Origin of the sequence: Sphaerisporangium sp. B11E5 (assembly GCF_039871875.1) — a bacterium.
GTDB lineage: Bacteria > Actinomycetota > Actinomycetes > Streptosporangiales > Streptosporangiaceae > Sphaerisporangium.
Genome location: NZ_JBDPMD010000055.1, coordinates 16,448 through 34,914, shown reverse-complemented (window position 1 = coordinate 34,914; position 18,467 = coordinate 16,448). Strand labels below are relative to the sequence as shown.

Below are 18,467 nucleotides of genomic sequence, written 5' to 3'. Positions count from 1 at the left end.
GGTGCTTGAGCTCGGGACACGTGGTGGTCGCGGCCGACAAGTTCAAGGGTTCGCTGACCGCCGTCCAGGTGGCGGAGCGGGTCGCGGCCGGGTTCAGGGCCGTACGGCCGGAGCTGCCCGTGGTCACCGTGCCGGTGGCCGACGGCGGGGACGGCACGGTGGACGCCGCCGTGGCGGCCGGGTTCACCCGCATGGAGACCATGGCCACCGGGCCGCTCGGCGACCCCGTGCGCGCCGCGTACGGCCTGCGGGACGGCGTCGCGATCGTCGAGCTGGCCGAGGCGTCGGGCCTGCGGCGGCTGCCCGGTGGACGGCTCGCGGCGCTCACCGCCACCAGCCGGGGCACCGGCGACATGATCGCGGCGGCCCTCGCCCAGGGGGCGCGCCGGGTGGTGATCGGCCTCGGCGGGAGCGCCTGCACCGACGGCGGCGCGGGCATGGTGCGTGCCCTCGGCGTCCGCCTGCTGGACGCCCGCGGGCACGACCTGCCGCCCGGCGGGGCCGCCCTCGCCGGCCTCCACGCCCTGGACCTGACGAAGTTCACCCGCCCCGAGGGCGTCACCTTCACGCTGGCCAGCGACGTGGACAACCCGCTCCTCGGCCCGCACGGCGCCGCCGCCGTCTACGGCCCCCAGAAGGGCGCGCGGCCACAGGACGTGGCACGACTTGAGGAGGGCCTGGCCCGGTTCGCCGGCATCGTGGAGCGCGACCTCGGCGTCCGCGTGCGGGACGCCCACGGCGCGGGCGCCGCCGGCGGGACCGGCTTCGCCGCCATGGCGTTCCTCGGCGCCACCCCGGCCTCGGGCATCGATCTCCTGCTCGACCTCCTCGGCTTCGCCGCCCGCCTGCCCGGCGCCGCGCTGGTCGTCACCGGCGAGGGCGCACTCGACGAGCAGACCCTCCACGGCAAGGCCCCCGCCGGGGTCGCCGCCGCGGCGTCCGCGCGCGGCGTGCCGGTCATCGCCGTCTGCGGCCGCACCACCCTGACCGCCGGGCAGCTCCACGGCGCCGGCATCCGGCGGGCGTTCGCCCTCACCGACATCGAGAAGGACGAGGACCGCCTCATGACCGAGGCGGGCCCGCTGATGGAACGGCTGGCCGCCGACATCGCCACCCGGTGGCCGGCCCTGTTCGACGGGGAGTGACGCCGGTGAGCGGGTTCGAGCTGGTCGTACGGTCCCGCCGGGTCGTGACCCCGGAGGGCGAGCGCCCGCTGGCGGTGGCCGTGCGGAACGGGACGATCACCGCGCTGACCCCCTACGACGACCCGCCGGCCGCGGCCGTGCAGGCAGACCTCGGGGACACCGCGCTGCTGCCCGGCCTCGTCGACACCCACGTGCACGTCAACGAGCCCGGCCGCACCGAATGGGAGGGCTTCGCCACCGCCACCCGCGCGGCCGCCGCCGGGGGCGTCACCACCATCGTGGACATGCCGCTGAACTCCCTCCCGCCCACGGTGGACACCGCCGCCCTCGCCGTGAAACGCGCGGCCGCCGCCGGGCAGTGCGCGGTGGACGTCGGCTTCTGGGGCGGCGCGATCCCCGGCAACGCCGCCGCGCTGCGTCCCCTGCACGAGGCCGGCGTGTACGGGTTCAAGTGTTTCCTGTCGCCGTCCGGCGTGGACGAGTTCCCCCCGCTGGACGAGGCCGGGCTGCGGGCCGCGCTCACCGAGGTCGCGGCGTTCGACGGCCTCATGGTGGTGCACGCCGAGGACCCGGCGCTGCTCACCGAGCCCCAGGGCCCCGGCTACCCCGAGTTCCTCGGCTCCCGCCCGGGCGAGTCGGAACGCCGCGCCGTGGAGAAGGTGATCGCCGCCGCCCGGGACACCGGCGCCCGCGTCCACATCCTCCACGTCTCCTCCGCCTCGTGCCTGGAGCCCCTCGACGCCGCCAAGCGGGACGGTGTGCGGATCACCGCGGAGACCTGCCCCCACTACCTCACCCTCACCGCCGACCAGGTGCGCGGCCCCGAGTTCAAGTGCTGCCCCCCGATCCGGGACCGCGGCAACCGTGACGCGCTGTGGGACGGCCTCGCCTCGGGCGTGCTCGACTGCGTCGTGTCCGACCACTCACCCTCCACCCCCGACCTGAAGGTCCCCGACTTCGCCGCGGCCTGGGGCGGCATCTCGTCCCTGCAGCTCGGCCTGCCCGCCGTCTGGACCGAGGCCAGGGACCGCGGCCATCCCCTGACCCGCGTCGTGGAATGGATGTCGGCGCGCACGGCCGCCCTCGCCGGGCTCACCGCCAAGGGGGCCGTCGCCGTCGGCAAGGACGCCGACCTCACCGCCTTCGACGACACCGCCGCCTTCACCGTCGACGCCGCCCACCTGCGGCACCGCAACCCGATCACCGCCTACCACGGCCGCACCCTGGCCGGGGTGGTCCGCGCCACCTGGCTGCGCGGCCGTCCCGTGACCGACGACGCCCAGCCGTTTGGAGAGCTCCTGTGACCCACCCGTCCAAGGACCGCCCGTGAGCGACGTCAGCCGGCTGCCCGACCTCGCGTCCCGCGCGTACGGAGGCTCCGTCGTCGCCGCCAGCGACGAGTCCTTCGCCGAACGCCAGGCCCTGATCCTCCCGAGCGTCCCCGTCTTCCAGCCCCACACCTTCGGCTTCCGCGGCCAGGTCTACGACGGCTGGGAGACCCGCCGCCGCCGCACCCCCGGCCACGACTGGGCCGTCATCCGCCTGGGCCTGCCCGGCATCGTCCGCGGCATCGTCATCGACACCGCCTGGTTCACCGGCAACCACCCCGCCACCGCCTCGGTGGAAGCCTGCACCGCCGACGGCTACCCCTCACCCGAAGAACTCCAGGACGCCCCCTGGACCGAGATCGTCCCGAGAACCCCCCTGACCGGCGACACCACCCACGAGTTCGCCGTGAACCACCCCGCCAGAGTCACCCACCTGAGACTCAACATCCACCCCGACGGCGGCGTCGCCCGCCTCCGCGCCCACGGCGAGGTCATCCCCGACCCCACCCGCCACGAGGGCCTCACCACCGACCTCGCCGCCCTGGAGAACGGCGGCCTGGTCATCGCCTGCTCCAACGACTTCTACTCATCCCCGTCGAACGTCCTCGCCCCCGGCCTCGCCCGCCACCAGGCCGAAGGCTGGGAGACGGCCCGCCGCCGCGACGACGCCAACGACTGGCTCATCGTCCGCCTCGGCCTCCCCGGCACCATCCACCTCGCCGAACTGGACACCACCAACCTCGTCTACAACGCCCCCGCCGCCGCGAGCCTGACCGCCACCCACCTCCCCCCCCGCGCCCCCGTGGACGACGCCCAGTGGTTCCCCCTGCTCCCCAGAACCCGCCTCCAGCCCGACACCCGCCACCATCTCCGTATCCCCGCCACCCAGCCGGCCACCCACGTCCGCCTGGACATCTACCCCGACGGCGGCCTCGCCCGCCTCCGCCTCCACGGCACCCCCGGAACCTGATCCGGCGCCCGGTGGACGAGCCCCCAGCCGAGGGCGCAGTGTCCACCGGACGCCGTTCGATCGTCAGTCGGTGTCGAAAACCTCATCAAGTGCGGTCGCGGAAACGGCACTCCGTATCCATGCATCGAACTGATCGAGGTCGGTGCACGCCATGACGCGCTCCCTGATCTCGTCCGGAACCGGAATGCCGTGAGCGTGGAGGATGGTCAGCAAGGCTTTGGCCTCCCCTGCGAACTCTCCTTCGGCCCGTCCTTCGGCTCGTCCTTCGGCCCGTCCTTCGGCTCGGCCTTCCTTGCGGCCGTCGGCGTGCCCCTTGCCGTAGTGCTCCCGGGCGAACGGACTGTAGACGGGCCAGGCGGTAGACGACATGATCTCCTCCAGGATGCGCCGTGCAGGCTGCGAGGCCAGACGGTGTGCGTATTCATAGTAATACGGAGCGTGTTCGGGGTCGACTTTCTCCAGCGCGCCGATGAACGCGGTGGCGACGTCGCGGTGCTCCCCGTGCACCATCACCGATATGGCGGCCAGTTCGGGATTGGCCTCGGCTTGCGCGGGATCCGTGATCATCGGAGTGGTGGCGGGTCCGAACACCTCGACGGTGAGGACGTAACCCGGGAGCGTGGTCGGTATCGGCTCGGCCGCCCACGTCGCGACCTTCCGGTCGTTGCAGATCACCAGGACGGTGACGGGGCAGTCCATTCGCAACCACAGGGCGGCCGCGTACCTGGCCAGGCTGCGCCGTTTGGAATCGTCGACGTCCTGCTGGATCTCCACGACGATGCCGTGGACCGGCTCCTGCCATGGGCCTACGACGATCACGGTGTCGGCCTGGCAGTCCCGGGAGGGACGGTCGTTGAAATCGCTCGTGGCCACATGCGCCAGGGTGCCGTGCGGCAGGGGGACGCCGAGCTGGTCCCGGAGGAGCTCTACGGCGAGCTGGGGCCGGTTGCGGAACAGGGAGTTGAGAGTGTCATGCACGACGGAGGGCATGCACGAGAAGCTACCGGCCGAGCACATTACGTGACCGGCCTTCGTGTTCTTCTTTACCGTCGCCGCGGTGGCCCGGCCGGGGTCAGTGCCAGATGGTGATGCGGGTGCCGGCCGGGGCCTGGCCGAGGGGGTTCTCGGCTATGACGGTGCCGGAGCCGCCGGCGAGGCGGCGGACCTTGACCTGGAAGCCGGCGGTGCGGAGTTCGCGGGTGGCGTCGGGGACGCTCTTGAAGCGGACGTCGGGGATGGGGACGAGGTTCTGGCCGGGCTGGATGTTGCCGTCGCGTTCCCAGGGCCAGCGGAAGCCGGTGTCGGGGCCCTTGCTGCAGGTGAGCTGGACGGGCTGGCCTGTGGTGACCTCGGCGCGGGGGGCGGGGTTCTGGGCGATGACGGTGCCGGGCTGGGCGTCGTCGACCTGCTGGACGACGTTGGGGGCGAAGCCCTTCTGGCGGAGGAACTCGGCTGCCTGGTCGCACTGCATCTCGCTGACGTCGGGCATGAGCTGGCCGGCGCTGAGCACGAGCTGGACCTTGCCGCCTTCTCTGACCTTGGTGCCGACCTGGGGGCTGGTGCGCAGGACCAGGCCACGTTGGACGGTGTCGCTCGGGACCTTGCTGACGGAGCCTGCGGTGAGGCCGGCTTCGGAGATCTTGGCGCGGGCCTCGGCCTCGGTGAGGTTGACGACGTTGGGGACGGCGATCTTGACGGGGCCCGAGGACGGGATGAGGGTGATGGCGGAGCCGCTCAGCACCTCCTTGCCCGCGCCGGGGTCGGTGCGCAGGATCTTGCCCTCGCCGAGTTTGCTGTCGTGCTCGGCGGGGCCGACCCTGACCTCGAAACCGGCCTTGCCGGCCTCGGCCTTGGCCACCGCGAGGTTCATGCCGACCAGGTCGGGCACCTTGTCGTAGCGGCCTTCCGAGAACCACCAGCCGGTGCCGACGACGGCGCCGACCATGACCAGGGCCAGCGCGACGAGGAACCAGTTGACGCGCGGCCGGCGGGGCGCCGCGCGCCCGGGGCGCGAGGGGGGCGCGGTCAGCAGGTCGGCGGCGGGGTGGATCAGCGTCGGGTTGGCCGGCGGGGCGGGCATGGGGCTCGCGGCGGGACCTGAGGCACCGGCGGGGACGGCGGCGTGGCGGGCCGTGGGGGCCGCGTCGGGGGGGAGCGTGCGGTGGGCGTCCACGGCGGCGACCAGCATGGCGGTGGCGTCGGGCGGGCGCCGGGCGGGGTCACGGTCGGTGGCGGCCAGCACCAGGGTGTCCAGCCGCGGCGGCGTGCCGGGCACCAGCGCCGACGGGGCGGGCACCCGGTCGTGGACGTGGCGGTACGCCACCGACATGGGGTTCTCGCCCTCGTACGGCTGCCGCCCGGTGAGCAGCTCGTACAGCATCACCCCGGCCGCGTAGACGTCGCTGCGCGCGTCGGCCTGCCCGGCGGTGACCTGCTCGGGCGACATGTACGCGATGGTGCCGATCATGACGCCGGTGCGGGTCTGATGGCTGCCGCCCTCGAAGATCTTGGCGCGGGCCAGCCCGAAGTCCACCACCTTGACCCGGCCGTCGTCGGTGATCAGGACGTTCTCGGGCTTGACGTCGCGGTGCACCATGCCGGCCTGGTGGGCCGCGCCGAGCGCCGCCAGCACCGGGATCATGATCTCCAGCGCCTCGCGGGCGGGCAGCCGGGTGCGTCGGCGCAGCACGTCGCGCAGCGTGCTGCCCGGCACGTACTCCATCGACAGGTACACGTGGTCGCCGTCGGTGCCCTGGTCGAAGACGTGCACGACGTTGGGGTGCGACAGGCTGGCCACGGACTTGGCCTCGCCGATGAACCGCCGCACGAAGTCGGGGTCCTCGGCCAGGGTCCGGTGCATGACCTTCAGGGCCACCGTGCGGTCGAGCCGGACGTCCAGCGCCAGGTAGACCGTAGCCATGCCACCCCGGGCGACCCGGGACTCAACGCGGTAGCGCCCGTCCAGCACTCGCCCTACGAGGGGGTCCGCAACCGTCGTGTCCACAGGAGCGAGTTTACGGGCGGTTTGCCAGGCGCAGAGCGGGCTCATCCCAAACCGATGCCGACATGTTTCCCCGTCCCAGCTCAGCGATCCTTCGTCGCCGGCGCGATCGCCGGCGAGGACGCCTCAGCGTACCGGCGGCGCGGGATCCTGCCCGCGAGGCGCGCCATGCGGCCCGCGACGACGGCGTCCCGCATGGCGGCCGCCATCAGCGCCGGCCGCCGCGCCCGGGTGACGGCGGTGGCGAGCAGCACCGCGTCGCAGCCGAGCTCCATCGCCAGGGCCGCGTCGCTCGCGGTGCCGACGCCCGCGTCCAGGATCACCGGCACGCCCGCCGACTCGACGATGAGCTCGATGTTGTGCGGGTTGCGGATGCCGAGGCCCGAGCCGATGGGGGAGCCGAGCGGCATGACGGCCGCGCACCCGGCCTGCTCCAGCCGCCGGGCCAGCGCCGGGTCGTCCCCGATGTACGGCAGCACGGTGAAGCCGTCCGCGACGAGCCGCTCGGCGGCGTCGAACGTCTCGATGGGGTCGGGCAGCAGCGTGCGCTCGTCGTTGATGACCTCCAGCTTGACCCAGGAGGTCCCGAGCGCCTCGCGGGCCAGCCGCGCGGTGAGCACCGCCTCCCCGGCGGTGAAGCACCCCGCGGTGTTGGGCAGCACCTTGATGCCGCGCCGGTGCAGCACGTCCAGCACCGACCCCTGGGCCGCGGGGTCCAGGCGGCGCATGGCCACCGTGGTGATCTCGGTGCCGGACGCCACCAGCGCGTCGTCCAGCACGTCCAGGGACGGCGCGCCGCCGGTGCCCATGATGAGGCGGGAGCGGAACTTCTCCCCGCCGAGTTCCAGCGCGTCGTCCGGCGCCGCGTCCATGCGGGTGTCCATGGGGATCTCCGTGGGGGTCGTCGGGTCAGCCACCTTGCACCGCCGTCAGCACCTCGACCCGGTCGTTCTCGCCGAGCGCGGTCGACTCCCAGTCGCCGCGCCGTACCACCTCGTCGTTCAGCGCGACCGCCACGCCGCCCGGGGCGGCGGTCAGCTCCCGCACGGCCTGCCCGACGGTGGTGCCGGCGGGGAGGTCGTGGGCCATGCCGTTGATCGTCACCTTCATATGCCGTTACGGGACACGTCCCGGCCGCAGGGCCGGGGAAGCCCCCATCCTCCTTGCCGTCTGTCAGTAGTGGTGGTGCGCGGTCCGGCCGGCGAACCGCGCGGGGGAGCAGATCTCCGCCACCGGCGGGCCGTCCCCCGGCCACCCGCCCGCCAGTTCCGCCGCCACGTACTCGGCGGTCAGCGGGGCCAGCAGCACGCCGCCGCGGTGGTGCCCGGTGGCCAGCACCAGGCCGGGCAGGGACGCCGGGCCGATCACGGGGATGTTGTCCGGCGTGCCGGGACGCAGGCTGGCGACGGTGTCGGTGACCTCCAGCTCGGTGATCCCCGGCACCAGCTCACGGGCGTCGCGCAGCAGCTCGTACAGCCCGCCCGCCGTCACGCGGGTGTCGAACCCCATCTCCTCCTGGGACGCGCCGAGCACGACCTCGCCGTCCCCGCGGGGCACGAGGTAGGCGGACGAACCGTGCACCACGCCGCGCACGCAGTGGCCGAGGAACCCCGGCGCGCCGCGCAGCCGCATGATCTGCCCCTTGACCGGCCGCACCGGCGGCAGCACCCCCGGCGGCAGCCCGTCGAGCGCGCCCGACCAGGCCCCGGTGGCGAGCACCACCCGCCCCGCGGCCACCGTGCCGCCGCCCGCCAGCCGCACACCCGTCGCCGTGTCGCTCTCGACGATCACCCCGGTCACCCGGTCGCGCACCAGCGTCACCCCGCGCCGCACGGCGGCGGCCAGCAGGGCGTCGGCGACCCGGCGCGGGTCCACCCAGGCGTCCTCGGCGGCGAGCACGCCGCCGCGCACCCCGGGGGCCAGCATGGGCTCCAGCCGGCGGCACTCGCGGCCGGTCAGCCGCTGCGCCGGCAGCGACAGCTTCGCCATGAAGTCCGCGAGCTCGCCGAGCGCCGTGAGGTCGTCGGCGTCGAACGCCACGGCCAGCGTGCCGTCCGTCCGGTGGTCGACGTCCACGCCGGACTCCTCGCCGAGCTCGACCGCGAAGGCGGGCCACCGGGCCAGCGACGCGAGGCCGAGCCGCAGCAGCGGCTCCTCGGTGTAGGTCACCTCGCTCACCGGGGCGAGCATGCCCGCCGCCGCGTGGGTGGCGCCCGACCCGGGAGAGGGGTCGGCGACGACGACGGACAGGCCGAGCGCGGCGGCGCGCCAGGCGATGGACAACCCGATGACGCCGCCTCCGGCCACGCAGACGTCCGCCCGGTGCGTGACAGGGGGCGCCGCGGCACGGTTCGCGTGCGGCACGTTCACGGAGGATCCCGCTCCCTTCGCCGGCATGATCCGGATCAGGTCTCTGGCGGTCGAGGGCCTACGAGCCCTCCTCTCAGCCCGGTCTCGCCGGACTCCCGCGCGTGCTTGCGACACTAGCCTATTCCTGCCCTCCTACGGCATGCGCACCTGGTTGAGTAGTCTCATTACCGCGCGTACCGGGTAGTGAGCCAATTTGTTACCAAATCGCCGTTGGCAAGTTACCGGCCCGGCCGCTTAGGGTCAGGTTGTGAATCATGTCGCGGTAGTAGGCGCCGGGCTGGCCGGTGTGCGGAGTGTCGAGGCGCTACGGGCCCGAGGATTCAAAGGGCGCATCACCCTGATCGGGGAGGAGCCCCATCGGCCGTATGATCGGCCTCCCCTTTCCAAGGCGGTGCTGCAGGGAGATCTGGACTCCACGCTGGTGGACTCCGACTTCGGCGCGCTGGACGTCGATCTGCGGCTCGGTGTCGCGGCCAAGGGGCTGCGCGAGGGCACGCTGGAGACGACCGAGGGCGAGCTGGAGTTCGACGGGTTGATCGTCGCGACCGGCGCGGCGCCGGTGCGGCTGCGCGGCGAGGGCCCGCAGCACGTGCTGCGCACCATCGACGACGCCCTCACCCTCCGGGAGCTGATGACCGAGGGCGTCAGGGTCGTGATCGTCGGCGCCGGGTGGATCGGGGCCGAGGTCGCCACCGCCGCCCGCAAGGCCGGGTGCGAGGTCGTGGTCGTCGAGTCGGCGCCGTCGCCGCTCGCCACCGCCCTCGGCTGCGAGGTCGGCGCGTTCACCGCGCCGTGGTACGCCGAGGCGGGCATCGACCTGCGGCTCGGCACCATGGTCGGCTCGGTGGACCCGGGCGGGCTGACCATGATGGACGGCTCGTGGATCCCCGCCGACGTGGTGGTGACCGGCATCGGCGTGCGGCCCAGCGTCGCGTGGCTCGCCGGGTCGGGCATCGAGCTGGACAACGGCATCGTCGTCGACGAGCACCTGCGCACGTCCATGCCGGGCGTGGTCGCGGTCGGCGACTGCGCCAGCTGGTGGTCGCGCCGCTTCGGCCGCCGCCTGCGGGTGGAGCACTGGGACACCGCGCTGCACGCGCCGGAGACCGCCGTGGCGACCATGCTCGGCGGCACCGCCGTGTACGACCCGGTGCCCTACTTCTGGTCCGAGCAGTTCGACCACATGCTGCAGTACGCCGGGCACCACGTGGGCGCGCGGCTGGTGCTGCGCGGCGACCCGGAGGCCGGCACCAAGTGGGCGGCGTGCTGGCTGACCGACGACGATAGGCTCGCGGCCATCCTCACCGTCGACGTTCCCCGCGACCTGCTCCAGGGCCGCCGTCTCATCGAGGGCGGGCAAAGACTGGATGAGGATCGTGTGCGGAACCCCGCGACACCCTTGCGCGACTGTACATGACCTCTCTGGGGTGTTTGCGGAGTCCCGGGACGTGGTAGTTGTGGATTCGTGACGCTTTCTGTTGCACAGATCGACCGGGAAACCGACCAGCTAGTGGGCGAATGGCTCCCTCTCACCGAGGTGGGCAAGCGGCTCGGGCTCAGCGCCGGGCGCGCCAAGCAGCTTCTGAAGGACAAGAAGCTCATCGGGGTCCGGCGCGGCGGGCCTGAGCCGGAGGTCCCGGCGGTGTTCCTCCACCGCGGCGACGTGGTCAAGGGCCTCCCCGGCACCCTGACCGTACTGTCGGACGCGGGGTACGACGACGTGGCGGCCCTGCGGTGGCTGTTCACGGCCGACGAGTCCCTGCCGGGGGCGCCGATCGACGCCATCGTCGCGGGCCGGCATACCGAGGTGAAGAGGCGTGCCCAGGCGCTCGCTTTCTGACGCCAGGCTGTACCTCTGCACCGACGGGCGCCGTGCGCGCGGTGACCTGGAACCCTTCCTGGACGCCGTGCTCGGCGCGGGCGTGGACATCGTGCAGCTCCGCGAGAAGGGCCTGGAGGCCGCCGAGGAGCTGGCGCTGCTGGAGGTGTTCCGTGCGGCCTGCGACCGGCACGGGGCGCTGCTGGCGGTGAACGACCGGGCCGACGTCGCGTACGCGGCCGGCCCGGACGTGCTCCATCTCGGCCAGGACGATCTCCCGGTTCCCGTGGCGCGCGCGATCGTCGGCCCGGACATGCTCATCGGCCGTTCCACGCACGCGGCCGGCGAGGTGTCGGCGGCGGCGCGGGAGGACGGGGTGGACTACTTCTGCTGCGGCCCGGTCTGGCCCACGCCGACCAAGCCCGGCAGGCCCGCGCCCGGCCTCGGCCTGATCGACCACGCCGTGTCCCTCGGCACCGATCGCCCGTGGTTCGCCATCGGCGGCATCGACCTCGGCAACCTCGACGAGGTCATGTCCCGTGGCGCCACCCGCGTGGTGGTCGTGCGCGCCATCACCGAGGCCGACGACCCGGCCGCCGCCGCCAAGGAGTTCGCCCGCCGCCTGCGCGAGGGGTGAACGCCGGCCGGGCCGCCCGAGGAACGGCGGCGGGCGCCTCGCCCGCCGTCCGTGCCAGGGACGAGGGTCCCGGGCGGCGGGGTGTCCCACCGTGCCGTGATCTCGTCGTGCCGTGATCTCGTCGTGCCGCGATCCGGCGTGCGCCGGTCCGGCGTGCGCCGGTCCGGCGTGCGCCGGTCCGGCCGGCCGCTCTGGCCGTCCGCTCTGGCCGTGCCGCGACACGGCCTGAGCCGGGCCGGCGTCAGCTTCTGCGGGAGGTGGCGGCCACCGCGAGTTCGGTGAGGGCCTCGCGGGACTCCGGGGTGAGGGGTGCGTGGTCGAGGGAGCCGAGTGCGTCGTAGAGGTACTGCTTGATCATCTCTTCGCTGGCGGTGAGCGCGCCGGTGTCCTCGATGATCTGGCGCAGCCGCGCGAGGCCCTCGTCGTCCAGGGCGGGGTCGCCGAGCAGGCGGTGGACGTCCGCGGCCTGCGCGGGGGACGCTGTGGCCAGCGTGCGGGCCACGAGCATCGTCCGCTTGCCCTCACGCAGGTCGTCCCCCGCGGGCTTGCCGGTCTCCGCCGGGTCGCCGAACACGCCGAGCACGTCGTCGCGGAGCTGGAACGCGATGCCGACCTTGTGCCCGTACTCGACGCACAGCCGGTCGATCCACGGGCGCCGCTCACGGGCGGCGAGCACCAGGCCGAGCCGCAGCGGCTGCTCCACCGAGTACTTGCCGCTCTTGTGCAGGGCCACCCGCAGCGCGCTGTCGAACGTGCCGCCGCCCTGCGCCTGCTCAAGCAGGTCGAGGTACTGCCCGCACATCAGCTCGGTGCGCATGCGGTCGTGCACCGGCTGCGCGGCGGCCAGCGCCTCGGCGGGCAGGCCGCTGGTGCGCCACATCTCGCCCGACCACACCAGCAGCAGGTTGCCCAGCAGCACCGCCGCGCCCTCGCCGAACTGCCGCGCCGAGCCGTGCCAGCCCGAGGACTCGTGCAGCGCCTGGAAGCGGCGGTGCGCGGACGGCAGGCCCCGGCGCAGGTCGCTCGCGTCCATGACGTCGTCGTGGATCAGCGCGCTGGCCTGGAGCAGCTCCAGTGAGGCGGCGGCGGTCAGGATCGCCGGGTCCTCGTCCCCGCCGGCGCCGCGCCAGCCCCAGTAGCAGAAGGCGGGCCGCAGGCGCTTGCCCCCGGCGAGGAAGTCCTCCGCGGCCGTGAGAAGCGGCGCCAGCTCCGGCTCGCCGACCAGGGGACGTTGCCGGTCGACGAACTCCAGCAGCCGGGCGTCCACTTCGGCGCGCAGGGCGTCGGTGACGGCGAAGGATGTGGTCATGTTCTGAGACTAATGTCCCGGCCGCCCCTCCCCGCCCCACGGGGCGTCCCCTGTCACCGCCTACCGCACCCGAGTCCGGGGGGCCGGGGCCGCGTACCGGGGTCGCGGTACGGGGCGTGGCGGGGCATCCACCTGTAGCCTGTGAACCATGGCTTCAGGTCGTCCTTCCGTCCTGCCCGGCCGTGTGCCCACCGTCCGCGAGCTTCTCGCCGCCGGTGGCCGGTCGTTCTCGTTCGAGTTCTTCCCCCCGAAGACCGACACGGGGGAGCGGCAGCTGTGGCGCGCGATCCGCGAGCTGGAGGCGCTGCGCCCCACGTTCGTCTCGGTGACGTACGGCGCCGGGGGCTCGACCCGCGACCGCACGGTCGAGATCGTCGAGCGGCTCGCGCACGAGACGACGCTCACCCCGGTGGCCCACTTCACCGCCGTGAACCACTCGCTGCGGGAGCTGCGCCACCTGATCGGCCGGTTCGCGGGCGCCGGCGTGCGCAACATCCTGGCCGTCCGGGGCGACCCGCCCGGTTCCGACCCGCTCGCCGACTGGGTGGCGCACCCCGAGGGCGTGCACTACGCCGAGGACCTCGTCCGCCTGATCCGCCAGGCGGGCGACTTCTGCGTGGGCGTGGCCGCGTTTCCCTACCGCCACCCGCGCTCCCCGTCCGTGGAGTCGGACACCGACTACTTCGTGCGCAAGTGCCGTGCCGGCGCCGACTACGCCATCACCCAGATGTTCTTCCGCGCCGAGGACTACCTGCGCCTGCGGGACCGCGTCGCCGCCAAGGGCTGCGACACCCCGATCATCCCCGGCATCATGCCCGTCACCCAGATGAGCACGATCGAGAGATCGGAGAAGCTCTCCGGCGCGCCCTTCCCCCCTGAGGTGGCCGCCCGCTTCGAAGCCGTGGCCGACGACCCCGCCGCCGTCCGCGCCCTCGGCATCGAGCACGCCGCCGGGCTCTGCCAGACCCTCCTCGACGAGGGCGCCCCCGGCATCCACTTCATCACCTTCAACAAGAGCAGCGCCACCCGCGAGGTCTACCAGGCCCTGACCCCCGCCCCCGCCGCCAGCGCCATCTGAGAGCCGACGCCGCCTGCGAACGCGGCTGAAAGGCTCCCCCAGCGGCAAAACCGCCCTCCGTGAGGCGGCCCCCAGCCCGAGGGCGAGCCCCATGGGCGGGGCCAGCCGGCGAGGGCCGTGCACACGGGCAGCGTGGGCTAGCCCGGCGCCGCCTGTAGGTGTGGCTGGAGGGCGTTTCTCGGAGGAAACCGGCCTGCGCGCGGCGGTCCGGGCCCCACGGCCGGGACAGCCGGCGAAGGGACGTGCGGACGGGCAGCGGGCGAAGGGACGTGCGGACGGGCAGCGGGCGCGGCTCCCCGGGGGCAGCGGCGCGACGACCCGCGCGTGCGCGACCACGGGCACCGTGCTGTCCCCGTCCCGCTCGACGGTCACCACCCCGAGCCGCCCGGGTCCGAGTGGGCCGGCCCGGCGCCGCCTGTAGGTGCGGCTGGAGGGCGTTCCTCGGAGGGAGACCGCCTGGTATGGCGGTCCGGGCCCCGCGGGCGGGGTCAGCCGGCGAGGGGCGTGCGGACGGGCAGGGTGGGCTGGCTGGGCAGGCCGAGGAGTTCCTCCACCACGCGGACGAAGGTGTCGGCCTCGGTGGTGAGTTCGTCGGCGTCCCTCGGGGTCACGGCGCGGACCATGCCGGCTTCTGCGGCGGCGCGCTTGGTGGCGCTGACGGCGAAGTAGGCGGCCCACTGGGCCAGGCGGGGCTCCGCTTCGGGCAGGAGCTCCCAGGCGCTGCGGAGGCGGCGCCGGCGGCCGTCCATGGGGCGGGGGAGGGCCGCGATGATCGCGGCGGCGGCGCGCAGGGCGGCCAGGTGTGCGGACACGTAGCGCTCGGCGGCGGTGGTGGCCGCGGCGGCGTCGGCGAGACAGGAGTGCGCGTCGGACAGGTGTGCGCGCACGGTCTGGGAAACCCGGGGGCCTTCTCCGGACGTTCGAGTCATGTCACCCTCCTTGGGGTCGTGACCCCGGCGATCACCGCCGGCGAGAACACAGTCGCAGATTCCACCGACATTTCAGATGGCCCTGCATTTCGTGGTCACTCGGACGTTCGCTCCTCGCTCTCCCGGCCCGGCACTGCCCCGTGCCCCGGGCCTGTTCATCCCTTTCCCGTTTTCCCGCCTTTTCGTCTTTCGGTTCATCCGGACGGCGCGCGTGCGTATCGTGGCGCCTGTAAGGCGGGCCGGGCGGCCCGCCGGGGGCCGGACGAGGAGCTTCCCCTCCCCCCGCCCGGCCAACGCCACTCGGCGCCCTGCGCCAGAGGTGAGGGCGGGCCGCGAGTCCCACCCCCACGCTGTCGAACATAGATTCGACCGGCCGCGCTGTCAAGCATCACACGAACACGCGTTCGATTAGCGGAGCCGGCCGCCGGCCCGACGCTCCCTCCCACGGCCCTCACTCCGGGCCGGGTCCCGCCCGCGGCCCTCACTCCGGGCCGGGTGCCGGCGGGTGGCGGGCGCGCGGCGCGCCTCGCCGGGGTGGCCGCCCGGCGGAGGAACCCGCGGCGGGCTGGGGGGCGGAAGGGGAGTGTGGGCGCCTTCGGCATGGTCGTGCGGAGGGGCGCCCGACGGCGGGTCCAAGTCCTTATCGGTTGCTTACGGCACGATCCGTCTCCTGGCGGCGGGCCCTCCGGCAGGGGAGACTGGCTGGACGCGTCAAGCCGCTCACGGCCGGACATCGGGACCGCGTGGGTTCGTCCCGGCGAACGGGCCATGGGTGGCGGGTGCCCGGCCGAGGGACGAGGAGCCATCGATGAAGGCACGGCTGTTGGTGACCGGTCTCGTCACGGCCGCCGCTCTGGCGCTGGCGGGCTGCGGCGCACCCGCCGGTGACCCCGGACCGGCGCCGGCGTCCGGCGGCACGCCCGCCGCGACAAGCACGGGCGGGTACGACTTCACCGTGGCGACCCTCGACGGCGGCACGTTCGACGGCCGCGCCCTCGCGGGCCGGCCCGCCGTGCTCTGGTTCTGGGCGCCTTGGTGCCCCACCTGCCTGGGGCAGGCGAAACAGGTGAACGCGCTGGCCGCCGAGTACGAGGGCAAGGCCGCCGTGGTCGGGGTGGCCGGCCTGGGCGACGTGCCGGAGATGCGGGAGTTCGTCCGCATGGCGAAGCTGTCCGGCTTCCCCCAGCTCGCCGACGAGCAGGGCCTGGTGTGGAAGCAATTCGGCATGACCGCGCAGAGCACCTTCGTGGTCCTCGACGCCGATGGTGCCGTCGCGGCCCGGGGCCACCTCGACGCCGGCGAGCTGCCGGACACCCTCGACCGGCTGCTGGCGGGCTGAGATGCCCGACGCCCCGCTGGCGCTCGCCGTCGCCGCGGGGACGCTCGCCGCGGTCAACCCGTGTGGGTTCGCGCTGCTGCCGGCGTACCTGTCGCTCCTGGTGGCCGGGGACGGCGACGCCCGCCGCGGCTCGGCGGTGGGACGCGCGCTGGCCGCGACGGCGGCGATGACCGCCGGATTCGTGGCCGTGTTCGGCGTGTTCGGCCTCGTCCTGGCGCCGGTCGCCGGTGCCGTGCAGCGGCACCTGCCGTGGGTGACGATCGCCGTGGGCGTCCTGCTCGCCGTTCTGGGCGGCATGCTGCTGGCCGGCAGGCAGCTGCCCGGGCTCGGCGTGGCGGTGTCGCGCGGGCGGGTCGCCGGCCCTTCGGCGCGGTCCATGGTGGTGTTCGGCATGTCGTACGCGGTGGCGTCGCTGTCGTGCACCGTCGGCCCGTTCCTCGCCATCGTGGTGACCAGTTTCCTGGCCGGTTCCCTGGTCTCCGGAGTGGCGCTGTTCGTGGCGTACGCGGCCGGCATGGGGGTGACCGTGGGGCTGGCGGCGCTCGCGGTGGCGCTGGCGCGCGACGGGCTGCTGCGCCGGGTGCGCCGCGCGTCGCCGCTGCTGTCCCGCATCGGCGGTGCGCTCCTCGTCGTCGCCGGCGCCTATGTGGCCTGGTACGGCTGGTACGAGATACGGCTCTTCCGCGGCACCGTCACCGATGATCCGGTCATCGCCGTCGCCGCGGCGGCCCAGCGCGGGCTGTCCGCCATGCTGGACCAGGTGGGGGCGGGCGTCATCGTGGCGGTCTTCGCCGTGATGCTGGCCGGCGCCGCGGTGTTCCGGGCGGTGCGGCGAGGCCGCCCTTCCCGCCGGAGCTCCGCCGAGGCCGACCCCGGCGCCCCCTCGGCCGGCCCCGGCGGGCACGCGTAGGGCCGCGGCCTGGATCGGCCGCGGCCCTGGTGAGGCGCGTGGGTGTCAGCGGCGGAACTTGCCCCGGACGTGCACGGGGACGCCCGTGCCGAGCATGCCGGGAAGGATCTCCGCGACGTGCATCGGCAGGCGCACGCACCCGTGCGAGGCGGGGTACAGCGGCACCGACAGCGCGCCGTGGAACGCGATGCCCCCGTTGAAGAAGATCGGGTTGTACAGCTGCCCCAGGTAGGACTTGTGCCAGCCCGAGCGCCGCCAGGTGGTCTTGAAGTTCCCCGTGGGCGTCCGCGCGTCGCCGCAGAACCTCTGCGCCCGCCCCTGCCAGACGGCCGTCTCGCAGTAGGGGATGCCGCTGCCGGAGGAGATGTGCGTGACGAGCTTCGCCACGCCGTCGTCGTAGAGCACCGCGACCTGCTGGGTGAGGTTCACCTCCACCCGGTCCGGCTTGCCCCGCGGCACCAGCACCTTCGGCGCCTTGGGATTCTCGAGCGCACGCCAGGTGCGGGAGGTGACGGTGCTGGTGGGCTTGATGCCCTGCACCTTCTGGAACGCCCAGACGGCGGACATCGTGGTCCCGCCGTACTTGGCGTCGATCTTGCCCGGTACGTAGCCGAGCTCGCGCAGCCGGGTCTGCAGCGCCTTGACCGCCGCGCCCTTCGCGCCGAGCTTGAGCCGCCGGTTCGGCGCCGTGAACGGCGTCGGCGCCTTCGCCGGGCTCGCGGACGCCACCTGGAAGGTGACCGCCGCGCCCGCGGCCGCGCGTGCCGTCGCGGAGGCCGGGACCGGCGCGGCCGAGGCCGCCGTCCCGCCCGCGAGGAGCACGGCCGTCGCGGTCATCACCGCCGCGGCGGCGAGCCGCGTTCCAACCGCCATGTCGCTTTTCCTTTCCCACTCTCCATGATCTGGTCAACGGACATTAGCGCACCGATCATGACCGAACGCGTTACGTTCCGCAGATGTAATCAATGGCCCATGTCCCGTCATGATGTTTAGAGTGGCCGCGTGCCAGAAAAGTTGCATCCGAGCGTGGTGAAGGTGTCCGAGACCCTGCGCGGGCTGGGCGTGACGGGCGAGGTCGTGGTGCTGACCGACCCGGCCCCGACGGCGGTGTCGGCGGCGGCCCAGGTGGGCTGCGAGGTGGGCGCGATCGCCAACAGCCTGGTCTTCGACGCCGACGGCGAGCCGCTGCTGGTGCTGACCAGCGGTGCGCACCGCGTGGACACCGGCCTGGTCGCGGGTCTCGTCGGGGTCGCCAAGCTGAAGCGCGCCACCCCGGAGTTCGTGAAGGCCGCGACCGGTCAGGCGATCGGCGGGGTGGCGCCCGTGGGGCACCCGGCGCCGATCCGCACGCTGGTCGACAAGTGGCTGAGCCGGCACGAGGTGGTCTGGGCCGCCGCGGGGCACGTCCACACGGTGTTCCCCACGACGTTCGACGAGCTCGTCCGCGTCACCGGCGGCACCCCGGTGGAGGTCGAGTAGGCCACCGGGCCGGGCGGGAGCACGGCACCGCGCCCCCGGCTGTTCGGGGACCTGACGGAAACCCCGGCTGTGCGGCCTGACCAGGGCGGAAACAGGGGCCAAGATCGGTTTGACCCGGTTTCGACCGTCCGGCTATCAGGGCCCTGCTAGTGT

At 73.8% G+C, this 18,467-nt stretch carries 18 protein-coding genes and 1 riboswitch; of the genes, 10 read left to right on the top strand and 8 right to left on the bottom strand.

Features of this window, described 5'->3' with window-relative positions; all coding sequences use genetic code 11:
• Positions 1–5: 5 nt before the first annotated feature.
• Genes ABGB17_RS33200 through alc form a run of 3 tightly spaced genes read left to right on the top strand, consistent with a single transcriptional unit; the run spans position 6 to position 3,443 of the window.
• Positions 6–1,145: a glycerate kinase gene (locus ABGB17_RS33200; RefSeq protein ID WP_347637251.1), complete on the top strand. Its 1,140-nt coding sequence runs from the start codon at positions 6–8 to the stop codon at positions 1,143–1,145.
• Between the two features lie 5 nt (positions 1,146–1,150).
• Positions 1,151–2,449, top strand: coding sequence for an allantoinase AllB (gene allB / locus ABGB17_RS33195; protein WP_347637249.1), 1,299 nt, complete (start codon positions 1,151–1,153; stop codon positions 2,447–2,449).
• Positions 2,450–2,471: 22 nt separating this feature from the next.
• The gene (alc, locus tag ABGB17_RS33190; protein ID WP_347637247.1) at positions 2,472–3,443 is read left to right on the top strand and encodes an allantoicase; all 972 of its coding nucleotides are present in this window, start codon (positions 2,472–2,474) and stop codon (positions 3,441–3,443) included.
• A 63-nt stretch (positions 3,444–3,506) separates the two neighbouring features.
• Here alc and ABGB17_RS33185 read toward each other — a convergent pair whose 3' ends face one another.
• The 5 genes from ABGB17_RS33185 to thiO all read right to left on the bottom strand — a co-directional run bounded on the left by ABGB17_RS33185 (position 3,507) and on the right by thiO (position 8,814).
• Positions 3,507–4,433, bottom strand: a complete 927-nt coding sequence (locus tag ABGB17_RS33185) for a hypothetical protein (protein ID WP_347637245.1) — start codon at positions 4,431–4,433, stop codon at positions 3,507–3,509.
• An 82-nt stretch (positions 4,434–4,515) separates the two neighbouring features.
• Positions 4,516–6,492, bottom strand: a complete 1,977-nt coding sequence (pknB, locus tag ABGB17_RS33180) for a Stk1 family PASTA domain-containing Ser/Thr kinase (protein ID WP_347637243.1) — start codon at positions 6,490–6,492, stop codon at positions 4,516–4,518.
• A 35-nt stretch (positions 6,493–6,527) separates the two neighbouring features.
• Complete coding sequence (locus ABGB17_RS33175) at positions 6,528–7,328, bottom strand: thiazole synthase (RefSeq protein ID WP_347637296.1); 801 nt, start codon at positions 7,326–7,328, stop codon at positions 6,528–6,530.
• A 25-nt stretch (positions 7,329–7,353) separates the two neighbouring features.
• Complete coding sequence (thiS, locus tag ABGB17_RS33170; RefSeq protein WP_347637241.1) at positions 7,354–7,554, bottom strand: sulfur carrier protein ThiS; 201 nt, start codon at positions 7,552–7,554, stop codon at positions 7,354–7,356.
• 63 nt (positions 7,555–7,617) lie between these two features.
• Positions 7,618–8,814, bottom strand: coding sequence for a glycine oxidase ThiO (gene thiO, locus ABGB17_RS33165; protein WP_347637239.1), 1,197 nt, complete (start codon positions 8,812–8,814; stop codon positions 7,618–7,620).
• A riboswitch (TPP riboswitch) is annotated at positions 8,810–8,923 on the bottom strand. (Overlaps the previous gene by 5 nt.)
• Before the next feature lie 138 nt (positions 8,924–9,061).
• Between thiO and ABGB17_RS33160 the strand changes: the two genes are divergently transcribed.
• Genes ABGB17_RS33160 through thiE form a run of 3 tightly spaced genes read left to right on the top strand, consistent with a single transcriptional unit; the run spans position 9,062 to position 11,270 of the window.
• Positions 9,062–10,231 carry an FAD-dependent oxidoreductase gene (locus ABGB17_RS33160; protein ID WP_347637237.1) on the top strand — a complete coding sequence of 390 codons (1,170 nt, stop codon included), beginning with the start codon at positions 9,062–9,064 and terminating at the stop codon, positions 10,229–10,231.
• A 48-nt stretch (positions 10,232–10,279) separates the two neighbouring features.
• Positions 10,280–10,654, top strand: a complete 375-nt coding sequence (locus ABGB17_RS33155) for an Rv2175c family DNA-binding protein (RefSeq protein WP_347637235.1) — start codon at positions 10,280–10,282, stop codon at positions 10,652–10,654.
• Entirely contained in the window at positions 10,632–11,270 is a 639-nt protein-coding gene (gene thiE / locus ABGB17_RS33150; RefSeq protein ID WP_347637233.1) for a thiamine phosphate synthase, read from the top strand. The genes ABGB17_RS33155 and thiE overlap by 23 nt, the downstream gene beginning before the upstream one ends.
• A 241-nt stretch (positions 11,271–11,511) precedes the next feature.
• Here thiE and ABGB17_RS33145 read toward each other — a convergent pair whose 3' ends face one another.
• Positions 11,512–12,579, bottom strand: coding sequence for a polyprenyl synthetase family protein (locus tag ABGB17_RS33145; protein ID WP_347637231.1), 1,068 nt, complete (start codon positions 12,577–12,579; stop codon positions 11,512–11,514).
• A gap of 148 nt (positions 12,580–12,727) precedes the next feature.
• Here ABGB17_RS33145 and metF point away from each other — a divergent pair, with 148 nt between their 5' ends.
• Complete coding sequence (gene metF, locus ABGB17_RS33140; protein ID WP_347637229.1) at positions 12,728–13,657, top strand: methylenetetrahydrofolate reductase [NAD(P)H]; 930 nt, start codon at positions 12,728–12,730, stop codon at positions 13,655–13,657.
• A gap of 488 nt (positions 13,658–14,145) precedes the next feature.
• On the opposite strand, the gene ABGB17_RS33135 is transcribed toward metF, so the two are convergent.
• A complete protein-coding gene (locus tag ABGB17_RS33135; protein WP_347637227.1) occupies positions 14,146–14,586 on the bottom strand; it encodes an SAV_6107 family HEPN domain-containing protein in 441 nt (146 codons plus the stop codon).
• Positions 14,587–15,394: 808 nt separating this feature from the next.
• Between ABGB17_RS33135 and ABGB17_RS33130 the strand changes: the two genes are divergently transcribed.
• Positions 15,395–15,925, top strand: a complete 531-nt coding sequence (locus ABGB17_RS33130; RefSeq protein WP_347637225.1) for a redoxin domain-containing protein — start codon at positions 15,395–15,397, stop codon at positions 15,923–15,925.
• 1 nt (position 15,926) lies between these two features.
• Complete coding sequence (locus ABGB17_RS33125) at positions 15,927–16,835, top strand: cytochrome c biogenesis CcdA family protein (protein WP_347637223.1); 909 nt, start codon at positions 15,927–15,929, stop codon at positions 16,833–16,835.
• Positions 16,836–16,880: 45 nt separating this feature from the next.
• Here ABGB17_RS33125 and ABGB17_RS33120 read toward each other — a convergent pair whose 3' ends face one another.
• On the bottom strand, positions 16,881–17,708 hold the full coding sequence (locus ABGB17_RS33120; RefSeq protein ID WP_347637221.1) for a L,D-transpeptidase family protein: 828 nt from the start codon (positions 17,706–17,708) through the stop codon (positions 16,881–16,883).
• A gap of 129 nt (positions 17,709–17,837) precedes the next feature.
• On the opposite strand from ABGB17_RS33120, the gene ABGB17_RS33115 reads away from it, so the two are divergent.
• The gene (locus ABGB17_RS33115; RefSeq protein WP_347637219.1) at positions 17,838–18,314 is read left to right on the top strand and encodes a YbaK/EbsC family protein; all 477 of its coding nucleotides are present in this window, start codon (positions 17,838–17,840) and stop codon (positions 18,312–18,314) included.
• Positions 18,315–18,467 lie beyond the last annotated feature (153 nt).

Coding starts and splice junctions, on each gene's coding strand:
- ABGB17_RS33125 (WP_347637223.1), top strand. CDS start 15,927: ATGCCCGACGCCCCGCTGGCGCTCGCCGTCGCCGCGGGGACGCTCGCC.
- thiS (WP_347637241.1), bottom strand. CDS start 7,554: ATGAAGGTGACGATCAACGGCATGGCCCACGACCTCCCCGCCGGCACC.
- ABGB17_RS33135 (WP_347637227.1), bottom strand. CDS start 14,586: ATGACTCGAACGTCCGGAGAAGGCCCCCGGGTTTCCCAGACCGTGCGC.
- ABGB17_RS33175 (WP_347637296.1), bottom strand. CDS start 7,328: ATGGACACCCGCATGGACGCGGCGCCGGACGACGCGCTGGAACTCGGC.
- ABGB17_RS33130 (WP_347637225.1), top strand. CDS start 15,395: ATGAAGGCACGGCTGTTGGTGACCGGTCTCGTCACGGCCGCCGCTCTG.
- metF (WP_347637229.1), top strand. CDS start 12,728: ATGGCTTCAGGTCGTCCTTCCGTCCTGCCCGGCCGTGTGCCCACCGTC.
- pknB (WP_347637243.1), bottom strand. CDS start 6,492: ATGAGCCCGCTCTGCGCCTGGCAAACCGCCCGTAAACTCGCTCCTGTG.
- ABGB17_RS33185 (WP_347637245.1), bottom strand. CDS start 4,433: ATGCCCTCCGTCGTGCATGACACTCTCAACTCCCTGTTCCGCAACCGG.
- ABGB17_RS33145 (WP_347637231.1), bottom strand. CDS start 12,579: ATGACCACATCCTTCGCCGTCACCGACGCCCTGCGCGCCGAAGTGGAC.
- ABGB17_RS33120 (WP_347637221.1), bottom strand. CDS start 17,708: ATGGCGGTTGGAACGCGGCTCGCCGCCGCGGCGGTGATGACCGCGACG.